The organism is Spiroplasma endosymbiont of Dactylopius coccus (assembly GCF_977110965.1).
Map to the genome: position 1 here is coordinate 1,420,604 of NZ_OZ373019.1, position 12,180 is coordinate 1,432,783.

A 12,180-nucleotide genomic window follows, 5' to 3' on the forward strand; every position below is an offset into this window, starting at 1 on the left:
ATAATCCTTTCTTAAATATGTCCTGTTGCTTCCTAGCATAAAGGACATATAATTTGATTTTTAGATTATTAATAATACTACTATTCGTTTTATTCATTCCATCAATTCTGGGCTCAAAAATAAATTGTGAAATTTTAAAAAACATCGAGGCATTCGACAATATTTATTTAATTTGCGTTTAGCAAATTAATATTTTAATTGAACCGGCACCGCTCAATTTTTTTTTACAAGTTTGAAATTTATTTTCTCGCCCAAAAAAATTTTTCAAAAAAAATAAAAAATAAAACCAACACTTGCTCACTGGAGAGTGGCAAGGTTGGTTAAATTAAGAATAATAATAGTTCGTCCCCACTTCGGGTCTATATATACTAGTTTCCAATTCGCTCCCACCCCAAGAATTACTATTACTGGTTAGTATATTTTATTAGGTATCACTCCACTTTTTATTTATCCATGCAAGTCCACATGGCTAGCTACTATTTTTAACAACTGTGTTGTAGTTCACTTTTTTAGTTTCCTAACACGTGTTGATAATAGCGTTAAAGACGTTTATTAAAAATTTTAAAATTTTACAATTACAAAAAAAGACAAGATTATTTCTTGTCTTTTTCCTTTGATAATAATTTTTATTTTATCTTATAAAATCTATATTTTTTAAAATACGTCGAATATAAATTTAATGGTAAAAGAGAATTTAATTTGTCTATCATCATTTTTAAATGGTAATTTTGGAAATAAGTTACTAATATGATAATTAATTATTTCGTAAATTTGACAACCGCCCTAATAATAGAGGGAGTTAAATTTCTAATAGAAAATGGTGCCAAAATTGAATGTATAGATAATTTTTGAGAATCAATAAATAAAGTGAATCTAGAAGTGAAAGAATATTTGCAATCATGAATTTTAAACTCAAGTAAAAATGAAATAAATTCACCTAACTATAGTAATCAACCAACAACAAATATCAAAAAAACAAAGTTTGCTAATGATCTAATTAAAAATCTAAAATAACTTTTATTATTTCTTACCTTTAATATTTCTAACTTCTTTTAATTGTTTTTTTAACATTTTTAATTGTAATTGTAAATCTTCATATGATGGTAAATCATCACTTTTAATTTCTTCTTGTTTGTTTTTACTATAATCATTACTTTTTTTTGATAACTGTGGAGGATTAACTCATAAATTTTTTAAGCCATATCAAAAAATAGTAAGTAAACTTAAACCAATACCTGCTCAAGGAATTGTTCATAAATCTTTAAAAGGAATAGTTTGAAAATTTCTAATATTAAAGTAATTAAAAAGTACTAATACAAAAAGTATCAATACTAAGGTTATTAATAACATGTGTATAGCAAAAACTGATCTTGAAAAAGGTTTTTTAATAAAAATTAATGGTATTAAATAAGTTAAATTAAAAATCAATAATGTTCCAAAAGTATATAAAGAAACTATACTATCACTAGTCATTAATTGTTTATAAAAACTACTAGTAATTGGTTCTTTATTAACGATTAAAGTAATAATAATAGCAATATTGTTTTTTAATGGAACACCTCAATTAAATAATGGAAAAATTGATAAACTAATTGTTACTGTTAAAACACTAATAATAACTAATATTTTGCTTAAAATTAAATTATTTTTTTTCATATTATCCATCTCTCATTATCAGTTTACTTTTTCACTCTAATAATATTTTATTATTATTAAAGCAAAAAAATAACTATCAAAATTAAGATTAAGATTTATTTTTAGTTTTAGCTAAATTTAACGCAATTTTTCGCGCAGCAAATGGATCGCGAGGATCATAATGTCAATAATTAGTAAAATATTTTTTAAAATTATTAGACAATGTTGAAGAAGCAATATTAATAGCATGAAAGCGATTAGCTTTTGCTTTTAGTTGCAACATTAAATTAATATTATTTTTAGTAATATTAGCAGATAAAAAATCAGAAACTACCAATAAGTCTGCATTATGATATGTTTTAGATTGCATAATTGTTAAAGCATGACTAATAGCTGGATTAATATTAGTATGTCCTTTAAAACTATGACCTAAAAAATGAATTAGATTGGGAATTGATGAAACTAAATTAGATAAATCATAAGTTTCAAATTTACCAGAAAAATTGATCATATAGCATGGTCTTTTTTCTTGTAAAGCAATTTTACTAATAGCAAGCGCAATTGATTTTGCAATAATTTCTGGACTATGACTCATCGATTTAGATGTATCAATGCATAAGATAAAAGGGCCTTCACTTTCGGGAATTGGTACTTCTACAACTTCTTCAACAAGATGTTCAGTGGCAACTAAATCCATTGATTCAAACTCTGTAATTGCTAACTTTTCTTCAACAAATTTTTTATAAAAAATAGCATTTAACTCTGGAATAGCAAGATTAACTAATTCTAATGGTAATAAATGTTCTAAATCTTTACCCTCGGTAATTCCTACTATTTCTTCAGGCCATTTTCCTAATGGCTTTAATTGATATTCAATTTGTACTTTTTGATGAACCTGCTTTTCTGTTAAACCCGAAATTCCTTTTCAACGACCAAGTAGTCTAGCAATTTCAATAATAGCTGGATTCTTATTTAAAATTTCACCATATTGTATAATAGTATTTAAATTAATTTTTTTAAAATCATTTAAATCTCCTTCTCAAAATCGTCCAAAAAAATTTCAAGCAAAACCAACAATATGTCTTACTTCATTAATAACTTTAATATTATTACTTCACATTGTTAAATATTTTTGACGCATTTGCATAGTTTCAAATAATTTATAATTTACAATTCTTTCAACAATTAAACTTTCTCAATGTCTTATAAAATTATCAAAAGTTAATTTACTATTAAGTTTACGATCCTTAAATTTTTCTTGAAAATAATAAAAATAATTAATCATTGGTGAATCAAGAATTTTTGCCCTAGTGTAAATTTCTTGTCAATTATTTTTTAATCTATCAATACCATTAATCATAACTCAGAAATATAATCGTAATTCTCTTTTAATGATGGGACTAATAACAATATTTTTACTTTTTTCTAAAACTTCATTTAAATAAAAATGACTAATTTGTTGATCAAATTCTGGAGCTAATCAAGCAAAATTTTTTTTAAATCAAGTAAAACTACTTAAATTTGTTTCTGATAAAGACATTTTTTTCAATTTAGTTTCTAAAATTTGTGAAACATGGGATTCAATTAATTGTTCCATAATAATCACCTATCTTAATTAATATCAGAATTATTATTAGTATCATTAACATTTGGAATAGTTATTGGTGAATCTTCAGTTAGTGATTCTGATGAAAGAGTCGTTTCATTTTCTGCTTTTGGTATTTGCGAAATTTTATCAAAAAATGCCATTTCTAATAGTGATTTAAATTGTTCATCAAAAAATATAGAATCGGTTTTACTTAAACGATGATATTCTTGTTCAAAATGTACTTTTAATTCATTAATTTGTTGCTTTAAATCTTTAATTTGACTATTAATATTTCCAAATTGTGATTTACTATCAGTATTAGTTAATTCAACTTGAATTATAGAATTATTTGTAATATTTATTAATTCACTAGAATTCTTTAATTGTAACTCAAACTTCTGATTACCTTCCATTTTACTTAAACTTTTACCATAAAATAATTGAATATTATGACTCTTTTTATTACGTCGTAATAATAACTGAAAATCCTTTCTACTAATAAAACAAATTGGAAACTCATCACTATGTCATAATAAACGATAATATATGCCTTTAATTTGTTCAGAAAATGGATTGGAGTAAATAGATGGTTGATTTTGACTATCTTTAATGTTTTCGGCATTATTACTTAATGTTTCCAACTCACTTTCCAGTTCAATCTGATTTTGTTTCAATGTGTAATTTAAATCTTCACAATATGCTTCATTGAAAAGTTTTGTATACTCTTTTTCTTGATCTTCATTATCTCAAATACAGTAAGGAATAATCAATAAATCAGGCTTATCAGTAGTTGTTCTATCATTATAATAAGCTGAAGCTTTTATTAATTTAGCAATTTTTTTTCATCTTCGATCGGAAATGTAAGCTTTACCATTAGTTGCTTCTGTTAAAATTTTACGAAAACGAGAAATAAAATTTAATGTTTCTTTGCTTAAAGTAACAGTAGTTTCCAATTCTTTTAATCACTTTTCATATTCAGAAGTTTTAATTTGTAATTCAAGTGGAACTTTTACTTCTAAACTAGTAATACTTTCTAACATATCATTAAAATTTTCTTCATTAGTTAAACCATAAACTATCATTCTAATAATAAAACGATCAAATAAAGCTTCTAAACCTTTACCACTTTCTGGTAACTCATTAGAAGCTGAAATTAATAGTTTTAATGGTACTTTGATATCAACACCACCATTACGAAAGATTTTTTCATTAATAATAGTTAGTAATGTATTTTGAATTGAAGGGCCTGCTTTTCAAATTTCATCCAAAAAAGCAATATCAACAGCAGGCAAATATTGATCAATAATTCTTACATAGTTACCTTTTAATAAATCTTTGATTGAGATTGGTCCAAAAATTTCTTCTGGAGTAGAAAAACGATTCATTAAATATTCAAAATTTCGCCCATCATGGAGCGCATATTTAATTCGTCGTGAAATTAATGATTTAGCAATTCCTGGTAATCCTAATAAAAATATTGATTCTCCTGATAATAACGCCAAAATAGCAAGTTTAAAAACAGTTTCTTTTTCATAAACATCAGCGCTAATTACTTTAATTAATTGTTCAATTCGCTTAGAAAGTAAACTATCTGTACTCATTTATATTCTCCTTTACTTATATTTATTCGACACTTAATTCTCTTCTTACATCATCACTTTTAACAATTAATAAACAAGCAGCAATTAATCATAAAACAGTTATTAGTAAAACAATAATCATAAATATTGGAACTTCTGCAGAAACAGTTTCATTTACTAATCCATTAACCACTAACAAAATTGTACAAAATACTTCTAAAACTATAAAATAAGCAATTGCTAAAATAATATAAACAATTGATCATCCAAACATAGCACTAGCAGTGCGACCAATCGCTACTGGTAAATAAAATATAAAATTAAATCCCAGAGTTATAATTAAAAATATATAAATTATATAAGTTGGGTTCATGTTACTACCTTTATTACTCAAAATTTGATTAACCAAATTGTTAGCTAAAAAATAAGAAAAAATTAAATGAAAACAAGAAACTGTAAGTAACAAAATACGAGCAATATTTTCCATTTTTGAACTTCAATACATTCTTTTAAATTTAATACTATCACTTAATAACGGATTATAAGTAGTAAAACGTTGTTCTTCAATATCTTTAAATGATGGATTATCATTATTTGGTTTGATAATAATATTATCAACATTTGACAATGGAGTATTTTTTAAGTCATCTTTTTTTTCTTCCATATATCTAACACCCCTTATTTTTTATTTATATTATAACTTATTTTAGGTATTAAAACTTAATAATAGTATCTGATATAAATTAAAATTATAAGTGTTTAATTTTACAAAATTATCAAATTTAAATTTATTTTTTTAAAATATAATATGGCAAAATTAAAAACAAAAAAATAATTATTTAACTTTGACCATCCAAAATTAAATAATTATTAAAAATATTTTTTAAATAAATAAGAAATTATAAATCATTATAAATCATTATATAAAATAAAACATTTTGTTGATTCACTAAAAATAATACTTAATATATTTTAAAAACAAAATACCTAATGAACATAATAACTGTTAATTATTTCACATTTTTGGATTGCATCTCAAAAATTATTATTTTTTATTTTTACTTTTAAACCAATAATTAAAAAAGTTAATGCAATAGTAAAAAATCCAAAAATTGGAGTTAAAATTATACAAAAAATAACTCCAATTTGTAATTGAACTCAATCATAATAACCATCATAATTATGAACTACTGATGAACATATATTTTCTGCAGAATGATTTAAAATATAATTTACACTCATATAATTTAATAAAAAATCCATTTGTTATTTCTATTGTTATTTCTATAATAAGTCTTTTTTCTTTATATAATTTAAGATGTTCAAAAAACTTTTATCAAAATTAGAAAAACCAATTAACATTAAACCAATTACCATAATTAAAATAGTTAAAATAAATAAAAATAAGGTTACTAATTTTAATTTTTTATATTTTTGCAATATCATTTATAATTTTCCTTTCAAAATAAAAACCCATTTGCTTTTATCTCAACAAACAATGGGTTAAAAAGTTACTATATTATTTATATTTTCTATACACAAGAATAATAACAAATTTATATTAATTTTACAATTAATAACCTATATAATTAAAACTATTTTATATAATTAGTATGAATATTAAATTATAGTTATCAAAATTTAACCCATTTTCATAAAATCAATACTTATTTTTAAGTATTTAAATTCACTTCACTTTAAAAGTAAAATTAAAACTATGGGGCTTGGGAACATAGTCACTGCTTATCAAATCTTTTCCAATATGAAATCTAATTTTTTTAATATCATTAGTCTTAATAATATCAGTTGCCTTTAATGATAAGTTATTACCATCAATATCTAAAAAAGTAAAAGCACTTAACTCATTAATTTGCACCTTTAAAGCTTTAACAAAATATCCTTTAAAAGTAGCAAGTGATTTAATAACAAGATTTCAATTAATATTTGGATCAACCGTCGAATCAGGATAATCTAATAAGAAAAAAGTAGAATTATTTTTTGCAAATTGATACATTTCTTGTCAATATTTATTTTCTAAAAAAGTTTCTAAATTACCAATATTAATATAATCATTAACATTAATATTTTCAATACTATTATTTATTGAATTTGAAAAGCCAAAATAATAACTCAATTCCTTATATTTAAAATGATTACCACTATTATCACTAGTCAATAATACATGTGGAGGACTATATTTTATTAATGATTCATCACTATCTACTGCTTCTTGTACCATACTAAAAGGAACAAAATCAATAGTATTAACTTTAAGATAATCAATAACCTTTTCAATACTTGTTGGTTTTAAATCAATGAAATCATAAACAACATTTGGATTAGAAACATATGTTATATAAAAAGGTTTTAATGGAAAATTTGAAGAATATGAATAAAGATTAACATATTCTTTGGAACTATTCACAGCATTACCAACATAATTTAATTCGGGATTATGAACTAATTCGAAATATGGTTTAATAGTAGCTACATCATTAAAATCAATATCTGCTAAAGGAATTGTTGATATTATTGGATAAAGATGAGTATCACTAGCAAATTCTTCTTTATAATCATTAATAAATTTATTAATTTCATCTTCGATTGTTTTATAAATAATAGTATTATCAATTTTATCCGCATAATAAAAATTAGTTGGTAAATAACCATGTGTTCATTGCTCTTGCAAATAATCACTACCATTTGGAAATTTTCCCGAAACATGTTTACTAAATTTTCCTTCAAATTGATTAAACATCATAAATTTTTCATAAAATTTAGCAGTATTTTTAATTAATGCAATTACTGGTATTTTAAATTCAATAAATGAAGATTGTAACTTTAATTTTAAATCAAATTTAGTAACACCATCAGTTTGAATTAAACTCTTATCTAATTCATCATTACTATTGGGTTTATAAAAAGTGAAATCATAATTAGTAATATTAGTTGGAAAAAAACTATCTCATCAAGATTCTTTTATTAATAAATCAAAAACTTGTTTTTTTGATTCTTCTTCAAAAAATGGCAAACGTAAATTTTTATTACTACTATCAATTGGAACATCATTCATATCAACAATAATTGATTCTTCTGGAATATTTTGTTTAAAATCACCAATATTAAAAGCACTCTGCATAGCAAGAGCAATAAAAAAAGTGCTAATTGCTAAACCAATTATCATAATTAAAGAAATAGTTATTGTCAGAAAAGTTTTTTTTACTTTTACTGGTTCTACTTTACCAGTAACGTATTTAGTAATATTATTTAGTTTTCTTCAATCATCATTATCTTTCTTTTTAGCCATATATTATTCACCTAAATTTCAATTATCTAAAACTTAATTCATACATTTTAATAATACTTTTAATTAAATATTTTTTATTTTCAATAGTATTTAATCATCAATGCAAAATAGCAATTCATCATAATAAGAGTGCTATAACCGCGAAAATCAATACTGTGATTCGATAAGGACTGTCACTATAAGAAAACATAAAAAAACTAATACCAATAATTATTAAATTAACAATAGAACCAAATATTAAAAAAAATAAACAACTTAAACCAATCCCTCTAATAGTTTTAGATAAAAAAACGGGTAAAACCATAATTAAAATTATAAAAGCAAATAAAACAGTAACTAACATTGCTACTACTTTTAATATTGAACTTTGAAAAACTGGTACTGATGGTATACCAGGAAGATTAGCAACCAATTGACCAAAACCAATGCCATTAAAAAAAATCAAACCAATTCAAAAAATTTGAATAGTTAAAATAAATATTCGCGAAAAACCATCACCAAGACTAGTAAAGTAAACTCTTGTTAAATTTAAATCTAATAATGAAGGTAAAGGAGTTTCCTTTAATTTCTTTAACTCTTTTTGACCAATAAGATTACTTGTAGTTAAAAATTGTTTATCTAATGATTTATCCATATCTTTTACCCATCCTATAAAATAATTATAATGCATTTTATTTAAAAACTATATAGTTAACTTATATCCGAATTTTAAATATATAAAATAATCAAATTATTATTTTAAAATAAATACAAACATAATTAATAATATCTATTTTTAAGTACAAGTAATATGAAAAATAAACAATAATTATTGAAAATTATTGTTTATTTTAATAATATAGTATTGTTTAAATATTTTTTCGATTATATGGAGTATCGAGAAATATTTGCACTTGCTAATTTTGAGTGATAATCTGATAAATCTATTGCGTTTATTTGTTTTCACTTATCAACTTCATTATTTAGATTTTCTACATTTTCATCACATACAGATTGTAATTCAATATTATCCATAATTAATATTTCTTCTTCATTATTTATATTTATTAATTCTTGTGATTTATTTGCATTATTTCTTTCTAAGTTATTATTCGATTTAAAATTAGTTCTAATTTTTTTAAAAATAAAACCTATTAAACCTCCAACTAAACAAAGAGAAAAAATAGGTAAAATTCAAAAAGACATTGAAACTAATTTATTGTTTTCAATTTGCTCTGACTCTAATTTAAATGTTGACAATTGTTCTTGATTAAATCATGAAATTTGTTCTTCTGACAGTTCTGCTTTTTGTATTGGAGTTAATAACAGAATTTGGTCTAATGACAATGATTGAATTTCTGATTTTGATAATAATTGCATTGGTTTTGAATTAAATTCTTCAACTTGTTTTACTGTTATTGAATCAACTGTTGTGCTATTAAAATACTTATCTATTTTTCCCTCAAAAATTTTTCTGGATGGGTTACACTTTATTGGACACTAATTACGTAGACAAGTGAACAAATTAGTGAAAAGAAAGGAAGTATAATTATGGCCAATATTAACTCATATTCAGATGAATTTAAAAAACAAATAGTAGCTTTATATCAAAGCGGTAAGTCAGTGTCTTGTCTTGCTAAAGAGTAAAATGTTACAAGAGCAGCTACTTATAATTGAATTAAGCAATTTACTAATTCAGGTAGTTTTAAAACTAAAGATAATCGTTCTGTTGAAGAAAATGAATTAATTAAATTAAGAAAAGAATTAAAACAATTAAGAATGGAAAATGATATTTTAAAGCAAGCAGCACTAATAATAGGCAGAAAATAAAAATTATTGTCAAAAATAAAGTTAAATATAAAATTCGCACAATGTGTCGTTTTTTGAAAATATCTAAATCAACATATTATTTTAACTTAAAGAAAAAAGAAAATAAAATCAAAAATAATATGTATGATGAAGCTGTTATTAGTGCTTTTAAAGAAAATAAAGAAGTTTATGGTACTAGAAGATTAAAAAAAATTTTAGAAAACCAAGAAATTTATTTATCACGCAGAAAAATTAAAGAAATTATGAATAAGCATAATTTAATATCAAAATACACTAAATTATCATTCAAAAATCATCATAATAAAGTCAATAATAGTCAAATAACCAATATTGTTAATAGAAACTTTAATAATAGGGTTAAAAATGAAGTTATTGTTAGAACCTGTTTGGAATCTTTTAAACATAATTAAACTAAAAAAGGGAATAATTATTTCTAACCTGACAGTTAATTAACATTTTATTTTCTTTGTCATTTTTTTGTTAAAAAGATTTTATCATTTGACAACTTATCGATTAAAAATTTATTTTTCAACTATAAAATAACATTTATGATATTAATTTAATCAAAAATAAGTTAAAAAAGATCCTAAACAGGTTCTTAGTGATTTAACTTACGTTCAAGTTAATGGTAAATGAAACTATATTTGCCTATTAATAGACCTATTTAACCGAGAAATTATTGGACATAGTGTTGGAGTTAAAAAAGATGCATTACTAGTATATCAAGCATTTATGCAATCAAATCGCTGTTTAAAAGATATCCAAATATTTCATAGTGATCGAGGTAATGAATTTAACAATAAAATTATTAATAATCTTTTATTAGCATTCAATATTACTCGATCTTTAAGCAAAAAAGGTTGTCCTTATGATAATGCTGTTGCTGAAGCAACTTTTAAAACTTTCAAAACTGAATTTATTAATGATAAAAATTTTACATCATTAATCCAATTAAAATTAGAATTATTTGATTATATTAATTGATACAACAACATAAGAATCCACAGCACTTTAAACTACTTAACTCCTATCAAATATCAAGAACAAGTGTCTACCAAAAAATAGTCCTAAAAAGTGTTGCCATTCCAAAATTATTTATCATATTTTTGCTCCTTTTTAAAAATTAAAAACTATTATAAAATAATAGCTAAATTTAAATAAAATTATATTTATTATTTAAACTATACATGTATTTTAATATTTTTAATTTACTTAATCAATCAAAAACTTTCTTCCATAATGAATAAAATAATTATTCATTATACCAATAAAAAAAGAGTAAGACCTTTTACTTACTCTCTAAATTAATACTGCTTATGTTTTATTTTCTAAATGGCGGTCTTGACGGGGATCGAACCCGCGATCTCCTCCGTGACAGGGAGGCGTATTAACCACTTTACCACAAGACCGTGGTTGCGGAGACTGGATTTGAACCAATGATCTTCGGATTATGAGCCCGACGGGATACCACTTCCCCACTCCGCGATGTATAAAATTTAATAATAATGGAGGAGGCTGAGGGATTCGAACCCTCGAGCACTTGCGCACTGACAGTTTTCAAGACTGTTCCCTTCAACCGGACTTGGGTAAGCCTCCGAGTATTTAAGTATGGTGGACCCTATCGGATTCGAACCAATGCTCGCCCGGTTATGAGCCGGGAGCTTTAACCAACTAAGCTAAGGGTCCTAGACTATGGTAGCGGGGATGGGACTCAAACCCATGGCCTCTCGGGTATGAACCGAACGCTCTAATCAACTGAGCTACCTCGCCAGTTTTAGTTTAAATGTTTAACCGATATATAATGGTGGACCCTATCGGGATCGAACCGACCACCTCCTGCGTGCAAGGCAGGCGCTCTACCAAATGAGCTAAGGGCCCTTATTTAATAATGGTCGGGAAGACAGGATTCGAACCTGCGACCTCTCGGTCCCAAACCGAGCGCTCTACCAAGCTGAGCCACATCCCGATGGTGCGCCTGGCAGGACTTGAACCCACAACCTTTTGATCCGTAGTCAAACGATCTATCCAATTGATCTACAGGCGCATTTAATTACTAAAATTTATAGTAACTCATTAAATCATTAAACCTAATCAATTATAACTTATTAAAAGTAATATTTACAAGTATATTTGCAAATATTATTAATATTTTGGAGGAGCCGATCGGATTCGAACCGACGATCAAAGTTTTGCAGACTTATGCCTTAAACCACTTGGCCACGGCTCCAAATATAATTAAAAAAATTTAAAGACTTTTCAAT

Annotated in this window: 9 protein-coding genes, 9 tRNA genes and 1 pseudogene; 2 read left to right on the forward strand and 17 right to left on the reverse strand. The window is 24.4% G+C overall.

The window, feature by feature from the left end; genetic code table 4:
- Window positions 1-1,020 precede the first annotated feature (1,020 nt).
- The 8 genes from ACXUB0_RS08905 to ACXUB0_RS08940 all read right to left on the reverse strand — a co-directional run bounded on the left by ACXUB0_RS08905 (window position 1,021) and on the right by ACXUB0_RS08940 (window position 9,469).
- A complete protein-coding gene (locus ACXUB0_RS08905) occupies window positions 1,021-1,665 on the reverse strand; it encodes a hypothetical protein (RefSeq protein ID WP_458258436.1) in 645 nt (214 codons plus the stop codon).
- Between the two features lie 79 nt (window positions 1,666-1,744).
- Complete coding sequence (locus tag ACXUB0_RS08910; RefSeq protein WP_458258437.1) at window positions 1,745-3,232, reverse strand: VWA domain-containing protein; 1,488 nt, start codon at window positions 3,230-3,232, stop codon at window positions 1,745-1,747.
- 14 nt (window positions 3,233-3,246) lie between these two features.
- The gene (locus tag ACXUB0_RS08915; RefSeq protein WP_458258438.1) at window positions 3,247-4,824 is read right to left on the reverse strand and encodes an AAA family ATPase; all 1,578 of its coding nucleotides are present in this window, start codon (window positions 4,822-4,824) and stop codon (window positions 3,247-3,249) included.
- A 22-nt stretch (window positions 4,825-4,846) separates the two neighbouring features.
- On the reverse strand, window positions 4,847-5,467 hold the full coding sequence (locus ACXUB0_RS08920) for a hypothetical protein (RefSeq protein ID WP_458258439.1): 621 nt from the start codon (window positions 5,465-5,467) through the stop codon (window positions 4,847-4,849).
- A 323-nt stretch (window positions 5,468-5,790) separates the two neighbouring features.
- Window positions 5,791-6,045, reverse strand: a complete 255-nt coding sequence (locus ACXUB0_RS08925; RefSeq protein ID WP_458258440.1) for a hypothetical protein — start codon at window positions 6,043-6,045, stop codon at window positions 5,791-5,793.
- Window positions 6,046-6,484: 439 nt separating this feature from the next.
- Window positions 6,485-8,110 (reverse strand): hypothetical protein, encoded by a 1,626-nt coding sequence (locus ACXUB0_RS08930; RefSeq protein WP_252319174.1) that lies wholly within the window; start codon window positions 8,108-8,110, stop codon window positions 6,485-6,487.
- 22 nt (window positions 8,111-8,132) lie between these two features.
- Complete coding sequence (locus ACXUB0_RS08935) at window positions 8,133-8,744, reverse strand: hypothetical protein (RefSeq protein WP_458258441.1); 612 nt, start codon at window positions 8,742-8,744, stop codon at window positions 8,133-8,135.
- Window positions 8,745-8,974: 230 nt separating this feature from the next.
- The gene (locus tag ACXUB0_RS08940) at window positions 8,975-9,469 is read right to left on the reverse strand and encodes a hypothetical protein (RefSeq protein WP_458258442.1); all 495 of its coding nucleotides are present in this window, start codon (window positions 9,467-9,469) and stop codon (window positions 8,975-8,977) included.
- A gap of 491 nt (window positions 9,470-9,960) precedes the next feature.
- Here ACXUB0_RS08940 and ACXUB0_RS08945 point away from each other — a divergent pair, with 491 nt between their 5' ends.
- Window positions 9,961-10,329, forward strand: coding sequence for an IS3 family transposase (locus ACXUB0_RS08945; RefSeq protein ID WP_458258443.1), 369 nt, complete (start codon window positions 9,961-9,963; stop codon window positions 10,327-10,329).
- A 184-nt stretch (window positions 10,330-10,513) separates the two neighbouring features.
- Window positions 10,514-10,984, forward strand: a pseudogene (locus ACXUB0_RS08950) (transposase); the annotation flags it as partial.
- A gap of 268 nt (window positions 10,985-11,252) precedes the next feature.
- Here ACXUB0_RS08950 and ACXUB0_RS08955 read toward each other — a convergent pair.
- The 9 genes from ACXUB0_RS08955 to ACXUB0_RS08995 form a co-directional block, all read right to left on the reverse strand.
- Window positions 11,253-11,328: transfer RNA gene (locus tag ACXUB0_RS08955), tRNA-Asp, on the reverse strand.
- Window position 11,329: 1 nt separating this feature from the next.
- A tRNA-Met gene (locus ACXUB0_RS08960) sits at window positions 11,330-11,404 on the reverse strand.
- A 21-nt stretch (window positions 11,405-11,425) separates the two neighbouring features.
- Window positions 11,426-11,515 (reverse strand) — tRNA-Ser (locus tag ACXUB0_RS08965).
- 13 nt (window positions 11,516-11,528) lie between these two features.
- Window positions 11,529-11,605: transfer RNA gene (locus ACXUB0_RS08970), tRNA-Ile, on the reverse strand.
- 7 nt (window positions 11,606-11,612) lie between these two features.
- A tRNA-Met gene (locus tag ACXUB0_RS08975) sits at window positions 11,613-11,689 on the reverse strand.
- A gap of 32 nt (window positions 11,690-11,721) precedes the next feature.
- Window positions 11,722-11,797: transfer RNA gene (locus tag ACXUB0_RS08980), tRNA-Ala, on the reverse strand.
- Window positions 11,798-11,808: 11 nt separating this feature from the next.
- Window positions 11,809-11,885: transfer RNA gene (locus tag ACXUB0_RS08985), tRNA-Pro, on the reverse strand.
- Between the two features lies 1 nt (window position 11,886).
- Window positions 11,887-11,963: transfer RNA gene (locus tag ACXUB0_RS08990), tRNA-Arg, on the reverse strand.
- A 107-nt stretch (window positions 11,964-12,070) separates the two neighbouring features.
- A tRNA-Cys gene (locus ACXUB0_RS08995) sits at window positions 12,071-12,146 on the reverse strand.
- Window positions 12,147-12,180: the final 34 nt, after the last annotated feature.